This is a genomic window from Mesobacillus boroniphilus, from assembly GCF_018424685.1.
In the GTDB taxonomy this organism is placed as follows: domain Bacteria; phylum Bacillota; class Bacilli; order Bacillales; family Cytobacillaceae; genus Mesobacillus; species Mesobacillus boroniphilus_A.
On sequence record NZ_QTKX01000001.1, the window covers coordinates 1662248 to 1685950 of the forward strand.

The 23703-nt window shown below is 40.7% G+C and carries 24 protein-coding genes; 9 read left to right on the forward strand and 15 right to left on the reverse strand.

The genetic code is table 11. From position 1 onward, the window contains the following. Window positions 1-51: 51 nt before the first annotated feature. Window positions 52-1218 carry a D-alanyl-D-alanine carboxypeptidase family protein gene (locus tag DYI25_RS08465; RefSeq protein ID WP_213367954.1) on the reverse strand — a complete coding sequence of 389 codons (1167 nt, stop codon included), beginning with the start codon at window positions 1216-1218 and terminating at the stop codon, window positions 52-54. 509 nt (window positions 1219-1727) lie between these two features. Continuing rightward, window positions 1728-2921 carry a DHH family phosphoesterase gene (locus DYI25_RS08470; protein ID WP_213367955.1) on the reverse strand — a complete coding sequence of 398 codons (1194 nt, stop codon included), beginning with the start codon at window positions 2919-2921 and terminating at the stop codon, window positions 1728-1730. Between the two features lie 138 nt (window positions 2922-3059). Here DYI25_RS08470 and DYI25_RS08475 point away from each other — a divergent pair, with 138 nt between their 5' ends. The 4 genes from DYI25_RS08475 to DYI25_RS08490 all read left to right on the forward strand — a co-directional run bounded on the left by DYI25_RS08475 (window position 3060) and on the right by DYI25_RS08490 (window position 7704). Then, the gene (locus DYI25_RS08475; protein WP_213367956.1) at window positions 3060-3509 is read left to right on the forward strand and encodes a cupredoxin domain-containing protein; all 450 of its coding nucleotides are present in this window, start codon (window positions 3060-3062) and stop codon (window positions 3507-3509) included. Window positions 3510-3836: 327 nt separating this feature from the next. Further along, entirely contained in the window at window positions 3837-6062 is a 2226-nt protein-coding gene (pflB, locus tag DYI25_RS08480; protein WP_213367957.1) for a formate C-acetyltransferase, read from the forward strand. 76 nt (window positions 6063-6138) lie between these two features. Next, the gene (pflA, locus tag DYI25_RS08485) at window positions 6139-6879 is read left to right on the forward strand and encodes a pyruvate formate-lyase-activating protein (protein WP_213367958.1); all 741 of its coding nucleotides are present in this window, start codon (window positions 6139-6141) and stop codon (window positions 6877-6879) included. A gap of 90 nt (window positions 6880-6969) precedes the next feature. Continuing rightward, window positions 6970-7704 (forward strand): sulfite exporter TauE/SafE family protein, encoded by a 735-nt coding sequence (locus tag DYI25_RS08490; protein WP_213367959.1) that lies wholly within the window; start codon window positions 6970-6972, stop codon window positions 7702-7704. A gap of 737 nt (window positions 7705-8441) precedes the next feature. On the opposite strand, the gene DYI25_RS08495 is transcribed toward DYI25_RS08490, so the two are convergent. Beyond that, on the reverse strand, window positions 8442-8762 hold the full coding sequence (locus DYI25_RS08495) for a hypothetical protein (protein ID WP_213367960.1): 321 nt from the start codon (window positions 8760-8762) through the stop codon (window positions 8442-8444). A gap of 181 nt (window positions 8763-8943) precedes the next feature. On the opposite strand from DYI25_RS08495, the gene DYI25_RS08500 reads away from it, so the two are divergent. The 3 genes from DYI25_RS08500 (at window position 8944) to abc-f (ending at window position 12197) form a co-directional block, all read left to right on the forward strand. After that, window positions 8944-9234 (forward strand): hypothetical protein, encoded by a 291-nt coding sequence (locus DYI25_RS08500; RefSeq protein WP_213367961.1) that lies wholly within the window; start codon window positions 8944-8946, stop codon window positions 9232-9234. A gap of 17 nt (window positions 9235-9251) precedes the next feature. Further along, complete coding sequence (gene yidC, locus DYI25_RS08505) at window positions 9252-10022, forward strand: membrane protein insertase YidC (protein WP_213367962.1); 771 nt, start codon at window positions 9252-9254, stop codon at window positions 10020-10022. A gap of 477 nt (window positions 10023-10499) precedes the next feature. Continuing rightward, complete coding sequence (abc-f, locus tag DYI25_RS08510; RefSeq protein ID WP_213367963.1) at window positions 10500-12197, forward strand: ribosomal protection-like ABC-F family protein; 1698 nt, start codon at window positions 10500-10502, stop codon at window positions 12195-12197. Between the two features lie 84 nt (window positions 12198-12281). On the opposite strand, the gene DYI25_RS08515 is transcribed toward abc-f, so the two are convergent. The 12 genes from DYI25_RS08515 to DYI25_RS08570 all read right to left on the reverse strand — a co-directional run bounded on the left by DYI25_RS08515 (window position 12282) and on the right by DYI25_RS08570 (window position 21283). Further along, window positions 12282-12632, reverse strand: a complete 351-nt coding sequence (locus DYI25_RS08515) for a fluoride efflux transporter FluC (RefSeq protein WP_213367964.1) — start codon at window positions 12630-12632, stop codon at window positions 12282-12284. Continuing rightward, entirely contained in the window at window positions 12629-13018 is a 390-nt protein-coding gene (crcB, locus tag DYI25_RS08520) for a fluoride efflux transporter CrcB (RefSeq protein WP_213367965.1), read from the reverse strand. Before crcB ends, DYI25_RS08515 begins: the two co-directional genes overlap by 4 nt. Before the next feature lie 24 nt (window positions 13019-13042). After that, the gene (locus tag DYI25_RS08525) at window positions 13043-13627 is read right to left on the reverse strand and encodes a GNAT family N-acetyltransferase (protein ID WP_213367966.1); all 585 of its coding nucleotides are present in this window, start codon (window positions 13625-13627) and stop codon (window positions 13043-13045) included. A gap of 153 nt (window positions 13628-13780) precedes the next feature. Next, window positions 13781-13987, reverse strand: a complete 207-nt coding sequence (locus DYI25_RS08530) for a DUF6501 family protein (protein WP_213367967.1) — start codon at window positions 13985-13987, stop codon at window positions 13781-13783. A gap of 68 nt (window positions 13988-14055) precedes the next feature. After that, complete coding sequence (locus DYI25_RS08535) at window positions 14056-14259, reverse strand: hypothetical protein (RefSeq protein WP_213367968.1); 204 nt, start codon at window positions 14257-14259, stop codon at window positions 14056-14058. A 106-nt stretch (window positions 14260-14365) separates the two neighbouring features. After that, window positions 14366-15034: an SOS response-associated peptidase gene (locus DYI25_RS08540; protein ID WP_213367969.1), complete on the reverse strand. Its 669-nt coding sequence runs from the start codon at window positions 15032-15034 to the stop codon at window positions 14366-14368. Window positions 15035-15142: 108 nt separating this feature from the next. Next, complete coding sequence (locus DYI25_RS08545) at window positions 15143-15412, reverse strand: hypothetical protein (protein WP_213367970.1); 270 nt, start codon at window positions 15410-15412, stop codon at window positions 15143-15145. Between the two features lie 173 nt (window positions 15413-15585). Next, window positions 15586-16680 (reverse strand): threonine aldolase family protein, encoded by a 1095-nt coding sequence (locus tag DYI25_RS08550; protein ID WP_213367971.1) that lies wholly within the window; start codon window positions 16678-16680, stop codon window positions 15586-15588. A gap of 10 nt (window positions 16681-16690) precedes the next feature. Next, window positions 16691-17242 (reverse strand): GNAT family N-acetyltransferase, encoded by a 552-nt coding sequence (locus tag DYI25_RS08555; RefSeq protein WP_213367972.1) that lies wholly within the window; start codon window positions 17240-17242, stop codon window positions 16691-16693. A gap of 193 nt (window positions 17243-17435) precedes the next feature. Continuing rightward, entirely contained in the window at window positions 17436-19076 is a 1641-nt protein-coding gene (locus tag DYI25_RS08560; protein WP_213369493.1) for an AMP-binding protein, read from the reverse strand. A gap of 157 nt (window positions 19077-19233) precedes the next feature. Then, window positions 19234-19803, reverse strand: coding sequence for an FAD-dependent oxidoreductase (locus DYI25_RS08565; RefSeq protein WP_213367973.1), 570 nt, complete (start codon window positions 19801-19803; stop codon window positions 19234-19236). A 346-nt stretch (window positions 19804-20149) separates the two neighbouring features. Then, window positions 20150-21283 carry an MBL fold metallo-hydrolase gene (locus DYI25_RS08570; RefSeq protein ID WP_213367974.1) on the reverse strand — a complete coding sequence of 378 codons (1134 nt, stop codon included), beginning with the start codon at window positions 21281-21283 and terminating at the stop codon, window positions 20150-20152. 317 nt (window positions 21284-21600) lie between these two features. Between DYI25_RS08570 and sda the strand changes: the two genes are divergently transcribed. Then, the gene (gene sda / locus DYI25_RS08575) at window positions 21601-21735 is read left to right on the forward strand and encodes a sporulation histidine kinase inhibitor Sda (protein ID WP_167833663.1); all 135 of its coding nucleotides are present in this window, start codon (window positions 21601-21603) and stop codon (window positions 21733-21735) included. A 211-nt stretch (window positions 21736-21946) separates the two neighbouring features. Next, entirely contained in the window at window positions 21947-22855 is a 909-nt protein-coding gene (locus DYI25_RS08580; protein ID WP_213367975.1) for a nuclease-related domain-containing protein, read from the forward strand. Window positions 22856-23703 lie beyond the last annotated feature (848 nt).

The following is a 23703-nucleotide window of genomic DNA, read 5'->3' on the forward strand; positions in this document are numbered from 1 at the left end:
CTTACAAGGAAGAAAACTCCATATCCAGACCAACAAAAAAAGCAGGTTATATCACCTGCTTCGATATCTTCTGCTCTTTTTTTGTTTTCGATTAACCATCCACAGTCCAGCTGCCGCCACTATCACTACTGCTCCTAATATAGTATTAACAGAAAGCAGCCCGCTTTGTTTAGGCTCTGGTGCAGTCTTCTTTACTTCCGGTTTTTTTCCGATCAGTGGTTTAAGTTCAATGGATTGAATGATTTCTCCGTCCTCATTCTCGATCCTTAATATTCCGTCTTTGTCCACCACTCTTTTGCCTTTTTCAATTGGTTCTGTCAAAAGGAGGTCCTTACTTGCTTTGAACTTCAAGTTTCCATTTGTGAAGGTTTCCCCTTTACTGATTTGAGAGGTTTTAAAAGCAGTGAAGCCATAGTCGAATAGCTTAATAGTATCCTCATAAATTTTCCGTTTGTATTCTGATTTCAGCAAAATGGCAGTCAATTTCAACTGGCCATTATCAGCTGTTGTGGCAAGGGTTTGCTTTGATTGGTCCACAAAACCAGTCTTTCCACCCGTTACTCCTTCATAAGGAATTTCACCTTTTAGCATTCGATGATGGGAGAGAATTGTTGTATCCCAAGACTCTCCATCCCACTCCAATTGTTTTGTGCCAAAAATTTCCCGGAAATCCGGATTGTTCATTGCATAGTTTAAAATTAAGCCAAGATCCTTGGCTGTTGTATAATGGTTTTCATCGAACAAACCATGCGGATTGACAAAATGAGTATCCTCTACACCAATATCGCTCTCCAAGAACTCATTTATGTTTTTTGAATAGCTCTCCAGAGAACCATCCAGATGGATGGCTATTGCCAGTGCAGCATCATTCCCTGAATTAATGAGCATTCCTTGGATCAATTTCCTCAACGAAACCTGCTCTCCAGGATTGAGATAAACCCGAGTTCCATCGATATTCTCAATTTCTTCACTAACAACGACTAGCTCATCAAGGTCCGCTGTTTCAATTGCATAGATGGCGGTCGCAATCTTTGTCAGGCTCGCAGGATACATCATTGTTTCTTCATTTTTCCCAAATAGTATGGCACCCGACTGCGTGTCCATCAAAACGGCGGCCTCAGAAGTTAAAACAGGATCACCTGACTCTGCTTTAACTAAACCATTAAAAGAATACGCGCTTATCAATAACAACATAAATAGGGCCAAAAACTTCCTCATCCTACCACATCCAGTGTCCTAATATCTTCACTTATTTTAACAGAATCTTGTCGAAATTTGTTTAGTGTTATTATTTTTTAATTAAACTGGAATAATCGGAAAAGTTTGTAAAGATCAAAGCCCAGCACACATCGTTCTGTTAAATTCGAGTGAGTTCTCGTTGCCTCCTACAAAATACAGATTGTGGAAAAACCATTCACCAATGAGCCCGATTGGCTAACAAAAAATCCATATTTTAGATCATAAAGCCACCTATAGAGCCGATTGGTCACTTAAAAACCCATATTATGGATAAACAAGGCACCAAAACAGACTATTGGCGTCTTATAAATCCTAATTTTGGATAAATCAGTCACCAATACAGGCTGTTGATGCCCAATAAAGCGCGATTTCAAGAAAACAGGTCACCAATAAAGCACATAGGTGACCTAAATGTAAATTATTCAATATCTGACTATTGACTAGGCTGTTTTACCGAAAGAGGACTTCGTCAGACAGGCATTCTGTCCTCAATTCCTTCCGCTAAAGACGATATTTTCCAGATAAGATATATATACGTCATCTCTGGCAAGAGCTGCTCCAAACTCTCTTTTTATAAAGCGTTCAGCTGAATCAAAATTGTCAAAGGGTCCGTGCCGATCTTTACTTTCCTGCTGAACGAAATATCGTGTTCCATCCGTATAAATCAGATACAAATCCCGGTCACGATTTTCGTACAGGCATCCCTTTTTTGAGTCCTTTAGATTATAAGTGTTTTTAAAGGCATCAGGCTTGATTGGATCAAGCGGGAAGGCCTGTTCAATATACCGGTTATAAGCTTCCTTATTCATCGAGCATCCAGATGCTTTGGCGTGTCCGCCCCCCCCAAACTCGCCAGCGACAGCAGAGACATCAACGTCATCATGGATTGTTCTGAAGCTTATTTTCTTTCCTCCTAAGTTCAAAATAGCTATATAATCCAGATGTGGATACTCCTTGCCCAGCTCGTTACCTAATTCCGAATGATAGGATTCCGCATGAACGATGCCTCCATATAGACCATCGGTTTCAATTTGGATGATTTCCCTTTTTTTCCTCCTGATATATCGTTCGATTTTATCCTCTTCCATTTCCAGGAGTTTTTTTTCAAAATCATCATAATCAAAAGTATCTCCAGATGTCAGACGCGGTACCATCCGCTCTTCAAATTCTTCTATTGAAACCATAAAAAACAGGTCATTTAAATTCTTAGCTTTGTAATTCTTAAGGATGTCCCAGTCCCAGGTATCATATTGCCTTACAAGCTCAACAAACTCATCGAGTGATCCATTTTTCACCAGATGATTTCCTTGTACTAAATAGTCATATACGAGTGACGCCGCGCTTGTCAGTGTCCCGGAGTCATCCTCTACTTTTACCAAACCCCAGCTATATTCATTGAAATGCAATGCTGTTTTATGGTGGTCAATCAGCTTTGCCTTTCCCCCATTCTGCACGAACTGATTGATTTTTTCAGTGACTTCATGGTTGACAGATAAATCTGTTATGTAAAGGTGGTCTTCCTTTTTCATGCGGTCATTCATTCTCTCGAAATATTTTTCCACCTGGAAGTTTAGTCCAGAGACAGAATTATATCGGATATCGGCTTTTTCACCGAATGCGAGCCTGAATAAAATTCCGCACGCCACCCCATCTAAATCATTATGCGTAAATAAACGGTACATACTTTCCTCCTTAGTTTGTATCTAATCTATAGTTTGTAGTTGCCCTGTTAATCTATACAAGTGAAATTAAAAAAATTTGACAAGTTCAGCAAGGGGACGAGCATAGATATTTAAGGAGGACAGTAAGGAGGTGAAAACATGCATTTCTTTGTGTTTAAAAGAAAGACATTATATTTTTTCGGGCTAATCGTTTTTATTGCCATCATCGGTTCATTATGGTTTAGCCTAAAGCCTGATGCCACTCCAGCAATAGGCGGGCAAAATGAACAAATCCGGGAAATCCACATGGTAACAGGGGAGTTTAAATCCAGTACGGATGATGGCAAGGAAATTGAAGCATACCGCTGGGACCCAGGTACAATCTTTTTGGAAAAAGGAGAAAAGGTTCGATTGAAAATACTGGGAGTCAACGGTAAAGAACATCCTTTCATTATTGAAGGAACCGATATTAAAGGTGTAGTGAAAAAAGGGGAAGAAACAGTTGTCCCTCTACAGTTTGATAAAGAAGGAACGTACAGGCTGATTTGTCTGACCCACCCTTCAGCAGAACATAATGGACCTATGATCGCCTATATCGTTGTCGATTAATCCAAAAGGAGAACAGGATCTTGCATCCTGTTTTTTCTTTTTGTATGCTTCCGTATTTGACACAAAACATACATAACACTATAAACACGGTACAAAATTTCCTGATAGAATTATATACATAGAAACATTTTTATATAACAGAACAAAAAAACACTCATATAATTATAGTACAGGTTTTATCTTCCGTTACAAAACCAGGAAAACAACTCATATATTAATAGCTTTGTTCATTATTTCACAAATATGTCACACCCATTCTGTTATATACGTAGTATCATTAAAGTGTGGTAACTGTTATATAAACATCTACTTTAGAGGTGAACTTAAATGGAACAATGGAAAGGCTTTAAAAATGGTGCTTGGCAGGAAGAAATCAATGTTAGGGACTTTATTCTAAGAAACTTCTCTGAATATACTGGTGATTCCAGCTTCCTTGAAGGTGCAACTGAAGAAACGCTTCAATTATGGCAGCAGGTAATGGAATTGACAAAACAGGAACGTGAAAATGGCGGTGTTCTTGATATGGATACGAAAGTGGTATCCACCATTACATCCCACGGGCCGGGTTATCTTGACCAGAACAAAGAAAAAGTTGTAGGTTTCCAGACTGATCAGCCATTCAAACGCTCCATGCAGCCTTATGGCGGTATTCGTATGGCGAAAGCTGCCTGCGAGGCATATGGTTACGAATTGGATGAAGAAGTAGAAAAGATTTTCACTGACTTCCGTAAAACGCATAACCAGGGTGTTTTCGATGTTTATACAAAAGAAATGCTCCAGGCTCGTAAAGCTGGAATCATCACTGGATTGCCAGATGCTTATGGACGCGGCCGCATCATCGGAGACTACCGCCGTGTAGCTCTATATGGAGTAGACTTCCTGATGCAGCAAAAGAAGAAGGATCATGAAATGACAAGCAGTGTCATGACTGAAGACACAATGCGCCTGAGGGAAGAAATTTCTGAGCAATACCGTTCGTTGAATGAATTGAAGCAGCTTGCCCAGAGTTATGGCTATGATATTTCCAAGCCGGCATCCAATGCAGTCGAAGCTTTCCAATGGGTCTACTTTGCATACCTTGCAGCGATCAAAGAGCAGAATGGAGCAGCAATGAGCCTTGGCCGGGTTGCAACATTCCTGGATATCTATATTGAACGTGATCTGCAAAATGGAACACTTACTGAAAAAGAAGCACAGGAGATTGTCGATCATTTCGTCATGAAGCTTCGCCTGGTGAAATTTGCTCGTACTCCTGACTATAACGAGTTATTCAGCGGTGACCCAACTTGGGTAACTGAGTCAATCGGCGGAATGGCACATAACGGGCAATCGCTTGTAACGAAGAATTCTTTCCGCTTCCTTCATACACTTGATAATCTTGGACCGGCTCCAGAGCCAAACCTGACTGTGTTATGGTCTCCTGCCCTGCCCGAGAACTTCAAAAAGTATTGTGCTGAGATGTCCATAAAAACAAGCTCAATTCAATATGAAAATGACGACCTGATGCGCTGTGAATATGGTGATGACTACGGAATTGCCTGCTGTGTTTCGGCAATGGAAATTGGTAAGCAGATGCAGTTCTTTGGTGCTCGCGCCAACTTGGCGAAAGCTCTGCTCTACGCCATCAATGGCGGTGTCGATGAAAAGCTTAAGATTCAAGTTGCTCCAGGCTTCAGCCCCATTACGTCTGATGTGCTTGACTATAAAGAAGTAATGGCAAAATTCGATAATGTAATGGAATGGCTTGCTGGCCTTTACATCAATACTCTTAATGTCATCCACTACATGCATGATAAATACAGCTACGAAAGAATCGAAATGGCGCTGCATGATACAGAAGTCCTTCGCACAATGGCAACTGGAATTGCAGGGTTAAGTGTAGTAGCGGATTCATTGAGCGCAATCAAGCATGCAAAGGTAAAAGTAATCCGTGACGAAAACGGCATCGCTGTTGATTTTGAAACAGAAGGCGATTTCCCTAAATACGGAAACAACGATGACCGTGTTGACAGCATAGCAGTTGAACTTGTGAAAAACTTCATGACAAAGCTGCGCAAGCACCCGACATATCGCAATTCTGTCCATACCATGTCAATTCTAACGATTACTTCCAATGTCGTTTATGGTAAAAAGACGGGAAATACGCCGGATGGAAGACGCGCTGGTGAACCATTCGCGCCAGGTGCTAACCCAATGCATGGCCGCGATACTAAAGGAACACTCGCTTCCCTGTCATCTGTTGCAAAGCTTCCATACAACTATGCTATGGATGGAATTTCAAACACCTTCTCCATCGTGCCAAAAGCACTTGGAAAAGATGAAGGCAGCCGTACAAATAACCTTGTTTCCATCCTGGATGGCTATGCAATCAAAGACGGTCATCACTTAAACGTAAACGTATTTAATAGGGAAACTCTGTTAAATGCGATGGAGCATCCTGAAGAATATCCGCAGCTGACAATCCGTGTATCTGGTTATGCTGTAAACTTCATCAAGCTTACACGTGAACAGCAGATGGACGTAATCAACCGTACTTTCCATGAAACAATGTAAATAATTCAAGTGCACCGAAACAGGAGTTGTCTTCCCGATGGCGAGAATTCCTGTTTTAATGAAAGGAGAAAACAGCATGATCGGAAACATTCATTCTATTGAAACCTTTGGAACTGTAGACGGACCTGGGATACGCTATGTCATCTTCACACAGGGGTGCCTGCTGCGCTGCCAATTTTGCCATAATGCAGACACCTGGGAGATCGGCACGGGCAAACAGATGTCTGTTTCCGAAATTATTGATGATCTGAAAGCCTATCTCCCTTTTATTGAAGCTTCTGGCGGCGGCATCACAGTAAGCGGCGGTGAGCCGCTTTTACAGATTCCTTTCATTACCGAGCTTTTCAAGGAGTGTAAAAAAATCGGAGTTCACACGACTATTGATTCTTCAGGAGGATGTTATTCAAGCGCTCCCCTTTTTCAGGAGCAGCTGGCAGAGCTTTTGAATTACACTGACCTGATTCTTTTAGACTTAAAACATATTAACAGGAAAAAACATATCAATCTGACAGGAATGGCCAATGATCATATTTTGGATTTCGCCCGCTTTTTATCTGATCACCAAGTGCCAATTTGGATTCGCCACGTCCTGGTTCCTGGTGTCACAAATGAAATTGAAGACCTTTCCAAACTAGGCGAGTTTATAGGTACCCTGGTAAATGTACGAAAGCTTGAGGTCCTGCCGTATCATAAGCTTGGTGTTTATAAATGGGAAGCATTAGGGCTTGAGTACCCTCTTAAAGATGTTGAACCGCCTTCTGACGATGAAGTGGAGAATGCATATAAGCTACTGACAGCCCATATGTCAGTGAATTAACAGCAGGCCAATTGCCTGCTGTTTTTCTCTGCATACATTTTTGATATTTTTTTAGTATCATAGTGGTAATAGTGATAGTGGAGGTATAGGATGTATCAACTGTTTACAGAAATCAGCAATTTTTTGAGCGGACCATTTTTCACTCTTGTAAATCAGACTGAACAAATCCCCTTATTGGCAAGCTTCCTTTTAGGACTTGTCGGGGCTCTTGCCCCTTGTCAGCTGACAGGAAATCTCGGTGCAATCACCTATTATGGCAACCGGAGTCTGCAAACAAAAAGCCAGTGGATAGAGATTGCATTTTTCATACTAGGTAAAATACTAGTCTTTACAGTGCTCGGACTTGCGGTCTGGCTAATAGGACAGAGCTTCCAGCAAGTTTTGCCAGGGTTCTTTGCGTGGTTCCGGAAACTGATGGGTCCACTATTCATCCTGATCGGTCTGTCACTTATTGGTCTCTTCGCATTTAATTTTATCAACCGCTTGACTTCTGATTTGCCACAATGGACAGGCAGCGGAAAAACAGGCTCTTTTTTAATGGGGGTAAGCTTTTCAATCGCATTCTGTCCTACGATGTTTTCCCTATTCTTCTTTACGCTTATGCCGATCGTGCTGAGTACATCATACGGAGCAGTCCTGCCTTCTGTTTTTGCCATTGGTACTTCCATCCCGCTGATGATCTTTGCAGCAATCATTTCATACATCGGCCTGAATGGGTCATTGATGAAAAAAGGGCGTAAGCTGGGTTCAATGGTACAGAAGATAGCCGGGTACATTTTAATCATCGTTGGGATATTTGATACGGTCACTTATTGGGGCTTGTAAATTACTTCACTGAAAAACTGACTAAATAACGTCCGGTTCTTGACAGCATTGACCTCTTATCCTGAAAAGCTGTCACAATATCGAGCTTTTCTTGACAGCTTTGCCTCTTTTCTCTGAAAAGCTGTCACAATATCGAGCTTTTCTTGACAGCTTTGCCTCTTTTCTCTGAAAAGCTGTCACAATAACGAGCTTTTCTTGACAGCTTTGCCTCTTTTCTCTGAAAAGCTGTCACAATATCGAGCTTTTCTTGACAGCTTTGCCTCCTTTTTCTGAAAAGCTGTCACAATATCGAGCTTTTCTTGACAGCTTTGCCTCTTTTCTCTGAAAAGCTGTCACAATATCGAGCTTTTCTTGACAGCTTTGCCTCTTTTCTCTGAAAAGCTGTCACAATATCGAGCTTTTCTTGACAGCTTTGCCTCCTTTCTCTGAAAAGCTGTTACAATATCGAGCTTTTCTTGACAGTTTTGCCTCCTTTCTCTGAAAAGCTGTTACAATATCGAGCTTTTCTTGACAGCTTTGCCTTCGTAACCTGAAAAGCTGTCAAAATACATGCAATTTCATAATAATTACTAAGTCGTTCCGTAACTATGTTGATTGCTGAACTAAAGTATATGACTGAGCAGTTACCTGTTCAAGAAAAGCAAGCAATCTGTGAAATGCGATAACCACACCCTTGTCATAACCAAATAAAATTCTGATTTTCAAAAGCCATGGACTCGTCCATGGCTTTTATGTTCTTATGCTATATTCATATTTTCCTTATATCCAGGTTCACAGTTGATGCAAACTGCCTCATCGTAATCATGAGTGTTTACGTCCTCAGGATTATACTCGATTCCACATAGTGCGCACTCTACCATTTCTTCCGCATCATATTCTGCAACTTCTGGAATAGCGTCATTGACCTTGAGTTCCCCTACCCAAACGCCGCTAATAGTAGACATTTCATTTTCAATGTATTCATTCGCTGCTTCTTCTGTTTCCCATATACCATGGTCCCACAGCATTTCGTCAGCGTCACCTGAATTAATCATTAATCCGTATACTACTTTTTTCATGATTGCCACCCCTTCTCGGATTGGGAAGTTTGTTCTATATACATAGCCACTATTCTAATCTTTAAAACCCCCACTATTTGGGAAATGAAACTTTTTTCATTTAATTCCGTATATATTATATGAATTGCTCAGATTCGATTTTTCAAATATAATTGAACAATGATTGAAAAGAGGTGATGGCATGCTATTGGAATTTTATGCTCAGTCCGTTGATGCAACAGCCGTTTATAGTGTTTATTTGACTTTGCTTATCAGCATGTCGATGTCCGTCTTCTGGATTTTGCGTGAAGCCTCTATTATCCAATCATTTTTATTGCGAATCAGGCTAAAGCCATCCACTTCTGAAACAGCTTTTAAAAATAAAGCTGAACTTGGAATGAGGTTTCACCTGCAATTTCTTAAGCGAATAAAAATCAAAATAGATCCTGGTGATGAAGACAGTCATTTTTCTCCGTTAGTTAAAAATAGCTAATATTTAGGAGGAGAAAGATGAAAAAGCTATACACCATGATTTTCGTTCTACTTTTATCATTACTATTAACAGGATGCCAGGCACTGACAAGCGAGGGATCGTTCTTCCAGGCTACGTTTATTAATCCATTCACCTGGCTGATTCATATGTTTGCAGGCATTACAGGCGGAAGCTACGGTCTGGCAATTATTTTGATCACCATGCTCATCAGGCTGGTGTTAATGCCCTTAATGTTAAAACAATATAAAAATCAACAGAATATGAAAGAAAAGATGGAAGTACTTAAACCTGAGATGGATGAGATTCAAAAGAAGCTTAAAGAAACAAAAGAACCTGCTGAACAACGGAAGCTACAGCAGGAAATGATGGGGCTATACCAGAAACATGGGGTAAATCCCCTCTCTGTTGGCTGTCTGCCGATGCTGGTCCAGATGCCGATTTTAATGGGGCTATATTATGCGATTAGCGGTTCTGCCGAAATTGCCAGCCACTCCTTCCTCTGGTTTAACCTTGGACATTCTGATATATGGATCACTGCAGCTGCCGGACTGATTTATTATCTGCAGTTTAAGGTGTCCATGTCCAATGTAACTGAGGAACAGAAAAAGCAAATGAAGTTTATGGGACTCATGTCACCAGTTATGATCGTGATGTTCTCATTAAACGCACCATCAGCACTTCCCCTTTACTGGACAGTTGGCGGGATGTTTCTGATTGTACAAACACTCCTCGCAAGAAAGATTTATGAAAAAAAGGAAAAACCAATGAAAATAGAACACCAAATTTAAAATATGACAGGCCTGGGAACTTACTTCCCGGGCTTTTTTAATAGTATCAGGAAGTATAAATTTTTCACTTCGTGAATTGAACAGCTCCAGCACTTGTCGAAGCTAACCAAGGCGCCTATGCTTTTTTATGGAATATTATGGTTGACAGCCGACTTTTCATCAAGTTATACTTTGAATTAATGATATCTGAAGGGAATGGTAAAGAGCCGATGAAATACTAATCTTATTTTCTGCCCGTTTTTCTAATATGAAAAAACGTGTTGCCCGGAAATAGGATTAGTCTGCTCATTTTGCCATTCCAAGTCGATTTATACCCTAATCAAGCATAATGCCTTTAGGCATTACTATGCCTGTTTTGTGGCGATTGAATCTATTGTGAATGCTTAGCAGAACCTTCCGGGAACTCCTGGGAGGTTTTTTTGATGGATAAAATACTCACCTTCATTCAATAATCACAACTCGAAAGGTGGAATTTTTATGACAATCATGAAAATAAGAGGTATTCAGAAGAGCTTTAATGAACAGCAAATATTACAAAATGCAGAAATGGATATAAAACATAACAGCCGTTTTGGCCTTGTCGGCAATAATGGCGCTGGTAAGACTACACTCGCAAATATAATTTATGGGAGCATCACCCCTGATAAAGGAATGATTGATACTTTTAACAACAATATGAACATCGGCTATCTCAAGCAATCAACAGAATATTCAATTCATGAATTGGAGAATCCCTTTTCTCTGGCGGAAAACGGCCTCTTCGAGCTCTCAAGTCATTTAGGATTAAACAAGGATGTTGATTGGGTTGATCCTGATTGGGAAAAATTAAGTGGCGGAGAAAAGTTGAAAATTTCACTCGCAAGTATCTGGGCAAGCAGACCTGAACTCCTCATACTCGATGAGCCAACAAACCACTTGGACCTGCAAGGTGTAGAATGGCTGATTGATGAAATAAAAACCTTTAAAGGAGCCGTAATCATCATTTCCCATGATCGATATTTCCTCGACCGGACCGTGACTGAAATTATCGAAATAGAGGATGGCACAACAAATTTATTTCATGGAAACTACACTGCTTACCGCAAGGAAAAAGAGAAACTATATGAAATACAGCTTCACCAATACGGAATACAGCAAAAACATAAACAACAAATTGAACAGCAAATGGCCAATCTCAAAAACTGGTCGGAAAAAGCCCATCGGGATTCGACGAAGCAAGAAGGCTATAAAGAATACTATCGTATGAAGGCAAAAAAGATGGATAATCAAATAAAATCGAAGATGAAAAGACTCAATCAAGAGCTTGAAAAGAACGAGGTTAAACCACCAAAGGAGGAAGCTGCGGTTCGCTTCGAATTTCAGGACAGTCGAAAGCGAGGAAAACGGATATTAGAAGCCCGCGATCTTTCAAAATTCTTTGGCAGCCGCTGTTTGTTTGAAAAGAGCCATTTTTATATGAACCACGGAGAGAGTATGGCTCTGTTGGGTACAAACGGAAGTGGTAAAACAACCCTTATTAAAATATTGCTTGGTGAAGACACACCTTCATCAGGTGAAGTTTGGGTCAGCGAAACTGTAAGGATTGGATACCTCAGCCAAGATGTATCAGACCTCCCTCCCGATAAAACGGCACTGGAATACACAGGACTTACTGACAGAGAATCCATCGGCAGAGCGAGGACGATTTTTGCCAATATTGGACTCCATGAAGAAAAGCTTACGGTCCCAATCAGCTACCTCAGTCTTGGCGAAAGGACGAGAATAAAGCTAGTGATGATGCTCTTGGATGAAATCGACTTGCTGATATTAGACGAACCTACCAATCACCTGGACCTTGCAAGCAGGGAAAGTCTCGAAAAAACTTTGATGGACTTCCAAGGTTCCATTTTGGTTGTCTCACATGATGTTTATTTTATAGAGAAAATCAGTGAAAAACTTTTATTGATCGATAACGGGAAAATTAGCAGAAAAGAATTTGGTATGAAAGAATTTAACAATCAAAAATCTTCTCCAAATTTAAGCAGTAAGAAAAAAGAAGAACAATTGATGGTCGTGCAAAATGAAATCAACGCCATTGTCGGCAGGCTATCTTTCATGAACAAGGATGAGTCTGGATATGAGGAACTCGACAACGTCCTTGCCGAGCTATTGAAAAAGAAAAGAGAACTAATATAACTCGGTAGATAGAAAAAACACCAGCTATGTACTGCACCTCCATTGTTAGACACAAAACTAACAATGGAGGTACTTTTTCCTTTCTCATAAAAATCTGCCAATAAATAAACCTGCCACTGCACTGAAGAGACCGCCGACATAGGTACCTATTACATAGACCAATACAGCTTTGCTTTGTTTGTTGTTGATCAGCTTAACTAAGTCCACATTCAGTGTTGAAAAAGTGGTGAACGCTCCCATGAAACCAGTGGCAGCAAAAAGATATAGATTCCCCTGCATTCCTTGACCGACAATCAACCCGAGCAGAAAAGAGCCAAGGAGGTTCACTGTGAGTGTAGCAACGGGCAGAATCGTTTTTGGCATTAACTTTTGGACACCGAACCTTAAGAGAGCTCCAGACATTCCGCCTAAAGCTACCAATACAAAACCAATCATTTTCCAGCCTCCCTGCCCGACACTGCGCCAAGTTTGTACCCTGACGCTGCAAGGGTCAGCCCGCCAACCGCACTGAGCATAACATAAAGCAATGCCAACCCGACGCTGCCGTTCTCTAACATGACCAGCGTCTCAAGACTGAAGGTTGAAAAAGTCGTGAATGATCCTGTCAGACCAGTGCCAATTGTTGCCGACAGTACAGGATTTAGATTGCTTCTCGCTATGATGCGGGCCGTGAACCAACCTAAGAACAAAGAGCCTGCATAATTGGCAATTAACGTCCCTATGGGAAACCCATTATTTAAAATATTGCTTGTGCTAAGACTGACTAAGTACCGCAATAGGCTTCCTAACATTCCCCCAAGCCCTACTCCTAAATATACCAATGATATAACCTTCCTTTTGCACCGCTATACTTGATTCAATTTTTCCTGCAAACCTGTTTTAACCTTTGGCCACTCTTCTTTAAGGATGCTAAAGATGACCGTATCTCTTACATAACCGTCAGAGATAATTCGATGTTTCCGCAGCACCCCTTCTCTTTGGGCACCGAGACGGGCGATAGCCGTTTGCGAGCGTACATTCCTGGAATCGGTACAAAATTGCACCCTGTTCACTTCCATTTTTTCAAAAGCATTTTGGAGCATGAGCAATTTCGTTTCTGTATTAACGCTAGTTCTCCAGTATTCAGGACTGTACCATGTCCAGCCAATCTCAAGTGATTTATGTGCTTCTGAAATATCAAGATATCTCGAACTGCCAACTATTTTACCCGTTTTCTGTTCAAGAACGGTAAATGGTATTTGCGTTCCTTTCTCTCTTTCTGCCAGCGCTGCTTCTATGACCTTTTCCATCTCGTCTTTACTTCTAACCTTCGAAGATGTAAATTCCCAAATAGACTGGTTTTGCCCTGCTTGCCATAACTCATCCAGTTGCCCGGTTTCCATTGGCAACAGCTTTACAGTTTTACCTTCCAGAGTGATTTTTTTATCCATCTCCCCAACTCCCATTTGGTCGTATATTCCTTTATCATACCACTGGTGAATATAGTCAGGGAATTCCTTCTTCACTAAAAAGAGGAAATGGACAGGTCCACTCCAGCGCAGTCATAAAAACAGGCTGCACGGTCTCCCGGGCAGCCTGCGAACTTAATTTACCTCTTCGAAATATTCTTTGTAATAACCGCCAACCTTGCCGGAATTATCAACAATGAAATAAAATTCCTCAGTCTCGTTTTTCACTTCATATACCTTTCCTGATGTCAGCTTGTTATTTACAATGTACTTTTTTGCATCTGTGTGAACGCACTTTAGAGTCTTAATCGTTTCGCGTTCAGCCCAATTCGTGTGGATCATCTTCTGCACTTCCTTTAAATGAGTTCATACTCTATAGTATAAAGAAAAGATGATCGAATTAGCAATAGTTAGCTGGCATTCGCTTCTTCACCTGCTATTTTTAAACCACGGACTTCCGATTTATCAAAAGTCATTGTTTCACCAGTAATTACATTTTTCAAGGTTATATAACAAACATCACAGATTACATCTTTGCGAATATATTGTAAAAAAGAAAAACGTTCATTTTTGTAAATTAATTCATAAAAACCGTTTTTAGTAAAACCATTCATGTTAACCCCTCTTTCCAGGATGATTTCATCTTGGTGTTTGGCTGTGTCTTTCTATACCACAATCAAGACTTGTATTAAACATCCTAGATTTAAAGGAGATTTCATCCTACAAACTGTTAATCGGAGCAATTAGTTCCATTCCTTCATTTTTAGCCGAATTAATGGCGGTGGAAACCGGGTAAGCTTCCATCGAGTCAGCATCATATGGAACCAGTAGCTTTTTAAGCTTTTGAGCTTGATCCATAGAACGGTCAAGCCATATTTCAAGCTTGTCTTCCGAAAGAATCACAGGCATTCTGTCATGGATTTTTCCGGTGACATCATTTGGACTTGTAGTGATAATAGTGCAGGAAGTAATGTCCTTCCCATCTTTACTCCAATTCTCCCAAAGCCCGGCTAACACGAAAGGTTTTTTGTTTTTCATCCCAAAACGGTATGGCTGCTTTTGTTTGCCGTCTTTTTTCCATTCGTAAAATCCATCAGTAAGAATCAGGCATCGCCTTTGTTTAAAAGCATGCTTGAAACTCGCTTTTTCATCGACTGTCTCGGCACGAGCATTGATCATTCTATAGCCGATTTTTTCATCATCCGCCCAGAAAGGAATGAATCCCCACCTCATTCTGGTCCCTATTCTCCCATCCCCATTATCAATCACCGTCAAGATGTCTTGTCCAGGAGCTATATTGTACCTCGGATCGATATCATCTGAGAAATCGAACTGAAATTGCTCCTTTAAAGAACCTATGTCCTCAAACAATGAAAAACGTCCGCACATTTTCTTTCCTCCATCACGTATTTTTTACTATAATTCCCGTCCTTTTCAGGATGTAACATCTTCTCGTGTAAAAAAATAAGCCAGGCTTTTTGTTGAGCCCGGCTTAATCTATATCTTTTCTGCATTCAGATTCTTTTTTATTTTTGCCCTGAGAGCAATATTCGCTGCTACCAGGAATGGGATGATTGATGCAATCGTAAATCCAAGCGCATAGCCCGATATACTTTCATTTAAAACTCTATCGTTAATGCTAAACCCTAGAAATGTTATACCAATGCCGTCCCCATCCACATGGTCAATGACCGACCAAAGCTCAATTCCTTTAATAAGAAATAACACACTTATGATCGACAGCATTAAGACCCATAGCCATTTCATGCGACCATACCCCCATAATCCCTAAAACCTCACAAAGGTTCAGGTGTATACACTATATTATAGGGAGTTATGGTATTATTTAATATAATGCTGGTGCAGTTGTAACAAAATGTTCAAAATGATGTTCAAAATTTCGTCAATCTGGTATAAATTATTTGCTAAATTGAAATCTATCAAGAAGGAAATTTATTCTTCATCATTTCATCAAGCTGTAAAAATGCTTTTTTCACTGCTTCTTTCGGAACTTCCTCATAACGGTCACCAATACTTACTTCAAAATAACATGAGTATTCGTCAGTTGACTTTAGGTGATTTATGATTCCCACCCCTGTTTCACATATCACTTCTGTTAAAACTGGTTCTATTTCCTCTTTAGGATGAGGAAAGTGCACATGAAACATGTTGGAAACCGGAACATCGGGGAGTGTGGATACATGATGACAAGAATTATAGAAACCAGCTAGATCCTTTGCGTTTTCGTAATACTCCGGCATTTTGTCAGATTTCATTTCGAAATAATGATCTGCAGAAATGATATATGGGTACAGGCTAATTAAATCGCCGCCATACCTCCTTTTCCAGATCTTTGATTTACCGATGAACTTCTCCTCGCCCGCCAGGATTGCACCGGCAATCCCACCTATTCCCTTGTAAAAAGAGAGATAGACACTGTCAAAAAGCTCACTCACTTCAGAAGCTGTCTTCTCATAGTAGGGCAGGACTTCCAGAAGTCTGGCTCCATCAAGATGCAGCTTAATACCATTCTTTCGACAATACCTTGAAATAGCTACAAGAGTTTCATAGCTTGGCAGTTGACCGCCAATTTCCCTTTGCGGCAATTCCAGCAGAAGGCAAGCAACAGGGTCTTCCATGGATAACACGTCTTCAAGCTCGATAACACGGGTTTCGTCCGCAAGCAAAACTGACTTGATCTTATGTAATTCCTTTAATCCGTCCTCCTCGTGGATTTCCAGGTGGCTTAATGGGTGGTAGGCGACTGTTGCTAATCCTTTTTCATCACACCAAATACGCAATGCGATTTGCTGGGCCATCGTTCCGCTTGGGAAGAAAACAGCCTTTTCCTTGCCCAGGAAAGCAGCCATTTTATCCTGAAAGTCTTCAATTACCTTACCTGTTCCATAAATGTCACTATCAAGCTGCCCGTCGACTTTTTCAAAAGCGTCCTTTAAGACTTGGACGGTTCGCCTGCCATGGCCGGGCAATTGGTATGTTGATTGATTAAAAGCTTCCTGTAATGCACTAATCATTGCTTATCCCTCAATTCAGATTATTTAACCGCCCCATCACAATCATATTATAAAAATTCCCATCAGATAGCAGTTTGTCGTCCTTCAAGATGCCCTCGACTACAAATCCGAGCTTTTCATAGAGCCTCATGGCACTTTCATTAGATTCCATCACATGGAGAGTCATTTTTTTAATATCGTTCTCATCTGCCCAGGAAATCGATTCCTGCAAAAGGTTTTTTCCGATCCCATAGCCCCAGAATTCTTTTAATACACCTACCCCAAATTCGACCTTGTGCCTGAACCTTTTCAAATCATTGCCAGCACATCTTGAAAAACCGATAAGCCTTCCATTCGTTTCCGCAACCAAGAATATGTTTCTAGCACTCTCCGTGTCCGCTTTAATAATAGATTGAAAACCTTTCGGATCAATGAAAGCCTCACCTGGTTCCCTGTCTAGATTTTCAGTTTCCCCATCAATTTGCAGCCTTAAATCAGACAAAGCCTCTGCATCCGCTTCGACTGCAGATCGAATTGTATAATTTAAACTCTTAATATTGAAATCTTTTCTGCTTATGAGCATTGAAGTTCCTCCATAAAATACCTTTTATTTAATTTTAGACATTTAGCGTTCATTTGTATAGAGAAGGGAAAGTTCTAGACAAAGCAAACCACTTCTTCGACAGCTACTGCTATCTACCTTATTTGAATCTCAAGGGTCAATGGCAAAGACTAAGAAAAAAGGATGGAATCCCGAGATTCCACCCTCTTGCTTTTTATACTCTCTTCAACTCTTCCACTGCTTCCATCGCCTGCTCTCTTAGCTTGAACTTTTGAATTTTCCCTGAAGCGGTCATTGGATAGCTTTCTGTGAATTCAATATATCTCGGTATCTTGTGTTTAGAGATTTTCCCTTTGCAATATTCTTTGATTTCATCTGCTGTGGCAGACTCTCCATCTTTTAAAATGATCCAGGCCATGACTTCCTCGCCATATACGCTGTCTGGAATGCCTACTACCTGGACATCAAGAACTTTTGGATGTCTGTAAAGGAATTCTTCGATTTCGCGTGGGTAGATATTTTCCCCGCCTCTGATGATCATATCCTTTAGTCTGCCGGTTACGCGGCAATAGCCGTTTTCATCCATTACTGCCAGGTCTCCTGTGTGGAGCCAACCTTCTTCATCGATCGCTTCACTAGTGGCATCAGGATTTTTATAGTATCCATCCATTACATGGTAGCCACGAGTGCATAGTTCTCCCTGAACTCCCCTTGGAACTTCCTCCATCGTGCCTGGCTTTACAATTTTCACCTCTACCTCAGGAAGGGCTTTTCCCACAGTTTCTACCCTCAGTTCGAGTGGATCGTTAGTCCTTGTCTGCGTAATAACAGGAGAAGATTCTGTTTGGCCGTAGGCAATTGTTATTTCCGTAGCTCCCATTTTTTCATTGACAGCTTTCATCACTTCAATCGGGCAATTGGAACCAGCCATGATGCCTGTTCTCAAGGAAGAAAGGTCATATTTTTCAAATTCCGGATCATTCAGCTCGGCGATGAACATGGTTGGAACTCCGTGAAGCGCAGTACACTTTTCTTTTTCGACGGTCTCAAGAACTGCTCTTGGACTGAATTCCTGGACCGGCACCATTGTAGCGCCAACTGTGGCACAAGCCAGCGTGCCCATGACACAACCGAAGCAATGGAAAAATGGCACTGGAATACACAGTCTGTCTTGGTCCGTAAGCTTCATTGCAGATGCAACATTATACGCGTTATTGACAATATTGCTGTGGGTAAGCATAACTCCCTTTGGGAATCCAGTCGTACCTGATGTATATTGCATATTTATGACTTCACTCTGCTTTAGAGTTGCCATTTGCTTGTCGAGTTCTTCTTCTGTCACATCATCAGCCATATCCAGGATATCCTGCCAGCTGTACGTCCCCGGAAAACGTTTTTCTCCCATTACAATGACATTTTTCAAATACGGCAGAGTACTGCTTTCAAGCTTGCCTGGTTCACTCGTTTTCAGTTCTGGAACAATCTCGTACACCATGTCAATATAAGACGCGTCTTTAAATTGTTCCATCAATATGATGGTTGTGGAATCAGACTGCTTTAGAAGATATTCCAATTCTGCCGTCCTATAATTTGTATTGACCGTAACTAGAACTGCCCCCATCTTTCCGGTGGCGAATTGCGATACCACCCATTCCGGAGTATTTGATGACCATGCAGCAATGTGCTCACCTTTTTTCACTCCCAGTTTCATCAATCCTCTGGCAGCTTTGCGGCATAACATATTGAACTCCTTGTAATTCATCCTCAGGTTTCGGTCAGCATAGACAACAGCTTCGTGTTCTGGGTAATTCTTAGCCTGAACCTCCAATAATTCTCCTACAGTGTATGGCAGCAAATTCTCCAATCTATTAACCTCCTCAATAAGTTAAAATATGTAAGCGTTTACTAATTACTATAACACCCTAGTTTGAATATTCAATATTTTAAAAATATATTCCTTCCTTTTTCCTAAAAAAGATAAATAAAAAAACAGGGAAATTTCCCTGCTTTAATTACTTATCGTGCCACATATAAGTTTTTCCAGTTTCCTTTGACACGATTGAAATACCTATAGAAGCGCCATGTCCAGCAGCAATGACGGATTGACTAGAAAGACCCGCTAACAGGCTTGTGATATAAAGATTAGGGAGTTTTGTTGTTCCATCCGGGTCAATTCCCAATACCTTTTTTATTTTCCCGCTTGGCACCTTCTCATTTACTGCCAGCTTGAACCCAAGACCTTCAAGCAATGAAGTTTGAAGGTTCGTGGCAATAACCAAGTATTTTGAAGCAAGCTCTTTGCCGTCCGTTAAATTGACTGAGTAGCCGTTATCATTCCGTTGGACAGTTTCCACTGCACCCTCAATCCATTCAGTGCCTGCAGCGAGAGCCTGGTCTTTAATGTTTTCCAGGAGTTCTAAACCGGTGATTTCTTTCATTCCCGGATAATTAAAAAGCTTTGAAACTTGTTTGATCTGGGATTTCCCTGAATCGATGACTGCCGTTTTTAACCCGCCCTGGGAAGTGTAAATGGCTGCCGATCCACCTGAAATCCCCCCTCCAATCACTAATACATCTAGCATTTAATACTCCCCCTGATTTGGAAATGAACCATTATGTAGCCTTCCTTTTATCATTAAAAGGAGGCTTATTTTTCGAAAAAGCGCCTTCTTAAAATAATTTAGAAATCAAATAAATGACTCCTGCCAGGAGCCATACGTACGTGGCCGGTCATATAGGGGGAAAGCCGGAGAACTTCCCTTTTTCCTCCTCACCTGTACGCTTTGGTCCAATGCCTCAGGAGCCGCCTGCACAATGGTTATTCTTCGTATTTTCTTCCAAGATCTTCACCTCACATGCATTACAACGTACACCACAACCTATGATAGACATAAAAAGAGGAAAGCATTGCTCTCCCCTTTTGGTTTTTTAATGAGTGTGGTGGACAGCGCAGCGGTTAGGGCCGATTTCAAGCTCCATCGCTTCTTCAGCTGTTACATCTTTAACACCGCGATTGATTGCCACGATGTCCTCAAAGTTTGGTGGTGTTTCGCTGGAAGCGGATTGTGCTACATGGTCGACAAACTCTTCAACTGTTTTGCCTTCCATCATTTCATTTTGCGTTCTGATCAGACCTAACTGGCTTCCAATGAATCCTTCAGCATTCACTTCGTCATCGAAGCTTGCGTAGTGGCCAGGCAATACAATTACATCATCCGCAATCTGGGAAACCTTGCTATAGACTGTTTCATAAAGGTCTTTTGCCCACTCAGCAGCTTTTCCGCCTAGATCAGGACGGCCAAGACCATTAACAAAGATAGTGTCTCCTGAGAATAAAAGTTTATTATTCACAAAGAATGAAACACTGCCAGGGGTATGACCAGGCGTCTTAACAGCCAAAACTTCTAGTGTGATGTTCTCAAATTCAATTTTATCATGCTGTTCTAGCGCTTCAAAGTCAAATACCGCGCCTTCACTCTTCATCAAATAATATTTTGCTCCAGTGGTATCAGCTAGCTGCTTGCCTCCTGATAAGTGGTCAGCATGCAAATGTGAATCCACAATATGCGTAATTTTAACATTTTCCTTCTCAGCAATTGCAGTGTAACGGCCTGTAAACCTTGATGGGTCAACTACAAGTGCCTCATTTTCAGATAGGACCATGTAAGATAGGCAGCCCTTGCCGACACGGATAAACTGAAGTACTTTAATTTCCTCATCCTTATACACTTCAACTGGATACAAAAATTCACTCCATGACTTCATTCCGCCAGAAAGGTATGAAGCGTCAAATCCCGCATCAGAAAGCATTTCGGCAACCATTACAGATGACCCTTCCTTAGCACAGATTACCACGATGTCTTTATCTTTCGGAAGCTGATCAACCACTTCGTCTACACCATCGATTAAGTCAAAGTAAGGGATATTCAGGTATTCAATATTTTCCCCTTCAACCTTCCAGTCTTCAAAGTCCTTTACATTCCTTACGTCAAAAATAAAAAATTCTTTTTTGTCTACTACCCATTCATTCAATTTTTCAGCTGTAATTGCTTGCAATCCCATTTTAATTCCTCCCAGTGTTAAAAATTAATAAGTCGAGTATCAAATCCCCACTTAATACCCTTATGGGTATATAATAGTATGTTGAATTATAAATTGCAAGCTTTTTTTGTTTAATAATGTGACTATGATGTTTTGTCCAAATTCCATCGTAAAAAATAAAGCTTTATCCTAAACTAAGCCGCCTTCCAAAACAAGAAAAAATTTCTAATAAAAATTCTTCATAATGGGTTTTCAAATATGTAATAAACCTTTACAATGAATGAAACTATACAATATAGTTTGAAAATTCAATCCATTCTCACCGAGGAGGAATGCAAATGAAAATTATGAGCAATGAACAGTTGGTGGTCTCGTATCGTGATGCATTAAAGTCGGAAAATGATAAAGAATGGGCAAAAATTTTAAAAACAGAAATATCCAAAAGAGGACTAAGGCCATTTAAAAATCGTTAAACAGAAACAAGAAAAAAACATCTAACCCGTGAACTATCCGCTTTGCTGCCTGAATGGCAGTGAAGCGGTTTTTTTATTTCCTGGAGAGAAAGTTAAATCGCTTTGCTGCCCCAAATAACAGTTGAAAAAAGTTAACAAAAAAGTTAACAAAAAATTCACAAATCCGAATATGAGTATAGCTTAAAATTAGCTTATAGAAAGGAAGTGGACCATGCTACTAAAAGCACGCACCGAACCAATGGAATTAATCGCATTGCGGCATTTAAACAGAAGAATGGAGTTATCTTCGCAGGAAAAGTTCCATCTTTGGACTATGGAAAAGGGTTATACTGGAGAAGTGATATTCGACCGGATGACTGAAAATCTAGCAGAAGAAAGGTATATCATCGACGACCTCCTTCTTCAAGTGAATAACTCTTACTTCCAGCTGGATAAAGTAATCATTGCGCAGGATGGAGTTTATCTTATCGATATCAAATATCACGAAGGCGATTACTATCTCGAAGGGGACAAATTATATTCCGTCCATAGTGGTCGAGAGTACAAAAACCCCGTCATTCAATTGACACGGAGCGAAACTCTTTTCCGGCAACTGCTCCAAAACCTCAAAATGAATCACCTAGTCCGTGCCTCCGTCGTCTTCAACAATCCTGAATTCACCCTCTACCAGGCCCCGATGGATCAACCGATCATTTTACCAACACAAGTTAAGCGGTTCATAAAAGAATTAAACAGCACTCCCTCTAAATTGGATGAAAACCACAAGAAACTCGCCCAAACATTGCTTTCAATACATCAGATGAAAAATCCATTTGCCACCTTGCCTAAGTACCAATATGAACAACTCGAAAAGGGAATGCATTGCGGGCAATGCGAATCTTTGAATACCGAAATCGGTGATTTCGACCTGGTTTGCGGAAAATGCGGTACCTATGAAAGAATCGAAAAGGCGATCGTGCGGCATATAGAGGAAATCAAGGTGCTGTTTCCTGAAAAGAAGATTACCACCCAAACCGTTTATGAGTGGTGTAATCGGAAGGTGAGTAGGAGGACGTTTTTGAGGGTTTTAAAAAAGAACTATAGAGCAGTTGGAAAGACCAAGGATGCTTATTTTGAGTGAAATGCAAGTTGGTCTGGATCAGCGGGCGATTCTTAAAAGATTTGAATGCTTTATTTTTTGGATTCGTCCGAATAATGAGGGATTCTTGACAGCTATCAGCTCTTCTCTTTAAAACCTGTCATAAAAGCGTCGCTCTCTTGACAGTTTCAGCTCTACACTTTCAAACCTGTCACAATAACGTTGCTTTCTTGACAGCTTCCGGCTCTTCACTTTCAAACCTGTCATAATAACTTCGCTTTCTTGACAGCTTTCAGCTCTAAACTTTCAAACCTGTCATAATAACTTCGCTTTCTTGACAGCTTTCAGCTCTATACTTTCAAACCTGTCATAATAACTTCGCTTTCTTGACAGCTTTCAGCTCTACACTTTCAAACCTGTCACAATAACTTCGCTTTCTTGACAGCTTTTAGCTCTACAATCTCAAACCTGTCATAATAACTTCGCTTTCTTGACAGCTTTTGGCTCTTCTCTTTAAAACCTGTCATAATAACTTCGCTTTCTTGACAGCTTTCAGCTCTTCCCTTTAAAACCTGTCACAATAACTTCGCTTTCTTGACAGCTTTTGGCTCTTCCCTTTAAAACCTGTCACAATAACATCACTTTCTTGACAGCTTTTGGCTCTTCACTCTCAAACCTGTCATAATAACATCACTTTCTTGACAGCTTTTAGCTCTACAATCTCAAACCTGTCATAATAACAACGCTTGACAGCTTTCGGCTCTTCACTCTCAAACCTGTCATAATAACGTCGCTTTCTTGACAGCTTTTGGCTCTTCTCTTTAAAACCTGTCACAATAACTTCGCTTTCTTGACAGCTTTCGGCTGTACACCCTGAAACCTGTCTTAAT

Bases quoted from the DNA above. Each gene is read 5' to 3' on its own strand.
- pflA (WP_213367958.1), top strand. From the start codon at position 6,139: ATGATCGGAAACATTCATTCTATTGAAACCTTTGGAACTGTAGACGGA.
- DYI25_RS08470 (WP_213367955.1), bottom strand. From the start codon at position 2,921: ATGTACCGTTTATTTACGCATAATGATTTAGATGGGGTGGCGTGCGGA.
- DYI25_RS08490 (WP_213367959.1), top strand. From the start codon at position 6,970: ATGTATCAACTGTTTACAGAAATCAGCAATTTTTTGAGCGGACCATTT.
- DYI25_RS08580 (WP_213367975.1), top strand. From the start codon at position 21,947: ATGCTACTAAAAGCACGCACCGAACCAATGGAATTAATCGCATTGCGG.
- DYI25_RS08500 (WP_213367961.1), top strand. From the start codon at position 8,944: ATGCTATTGGAATTTTATGCTCAGTCCGTTGATGCAACAGCCGTTTAT.
- pflB (WP_213367957.1), top strand. From the start codon at position 3,837: ATGGAACAATGGAAAGGCTTTAAAAATGGTGCTTGGCAGGAAGAAATC.
- DYI25_RS08535 (WP_213367968.1), bottom strand. From the start codon at position 14,259: ATGAATGGTTTTACTAAAAACGGTTTTTATGAATTAATTTACAAAAAT.
- DYI25_RS08555 (WP_213367972.1), bottom strand. From the start codon at position 17,242: ATGCTCATAAGCAGAAAAGATTTCAATATTAAGAGTTTAAATTATACA.
- DYI25_RS08570 (WP_213367974.1), bottom strand. From the start codon at position 21,283: ATGGGATTGCAAGCAATTACAGCTGAAAAATTGAATGAATGGGTAGTA.
- DYI25_RS08515 (WP_213367964.1), bottom strand. From the start codon at position 12,632: ATGATTGGTTTTGTATTGGTAGCTTTAGGCGGAATGTCTGGAGCTCTC.
- DYI25_RS08565 (WP_213367973.1), bottom strand. From the start codon at position 19,803: ATGCTAGATGTATTAGTGATTGGAGGGGGGATTTCAGGTGGATCGGCA.
- DYI25_RS08525 (WP_213367966.1), bottom strand. From the start codon at position 13,627: ATGGATAAAAAAATCACTCTGGAAGGTAAAACTGTAAAGCTGTTGCCA.
- DYI25_RS08530 (WP_213367967.1), bottom strand. From the start codon at position 13,987: ATGATCCACACGAATTGGGCTGAACGCGAAACGATTAAGACTCTAAAG.
- DYI25_RS08550 (WP_213367971.1), bottom strand. From the start codon at position 16,680: ATGATTAGTGCATTACAGGAAGCTTTTAATCAATCAACATACCAATTG.
- DYI25_RS08545 (WP_213367970.1), bottom strand. From the start codon at position 15,412: ATGAAATGGCTATGGGTCTTAATGCTGTCGATCATAAGTGTGTTATTT.
- DYI25_RS08540 (WP_213367969.1), bottom strand. From the start codon at position 15,034: ATGTGCGGACGTTTTTCATTGTTTGAGGACATAGGTTCTTTAAAGGAG.
- sda (WP_167833663.1), top strand. From the start codon at position 21,601: ATGAAAATTATGAGCAATGAACAGTTGGTGGTCTCGTATCGTGATGCA.
- DYI25_RS08475 (WP_213367956.1), top strand. From the start codon at position 3,060: ATGCATTTCTTTGTGTTTAAAAGAAAGACATTATATTTTTTCGGGCTA.
- DYI25_RS08495 (WP_213367960.1), bottom strand. From the start codon at position 8,762: ATGAAAAAAGTAGTATACGGATTAATGATTAATTCAGGTGACGCTGAC.
- DYI25_RS08465 (WP_213367954.1), bottom strand. From the start codon at position 1,218: ATGAGGAAGTTTTTGGCCCTATTTATGTTGTTATTGATAAGCGCGTAT.
- abc-f (WP_213367963.1), top strand. From the start codon at position 10,500: ATGACAATCATGAAAATAAGAGGTATTCAGAAGAGCTTTAATGAACAG.
- yidC (WP_213367962.1), top strand. From the start codon at position 9,252: ATGAAAAAGCTATACACCATGATTTTCGTTCTACTTTTATCATTACTA.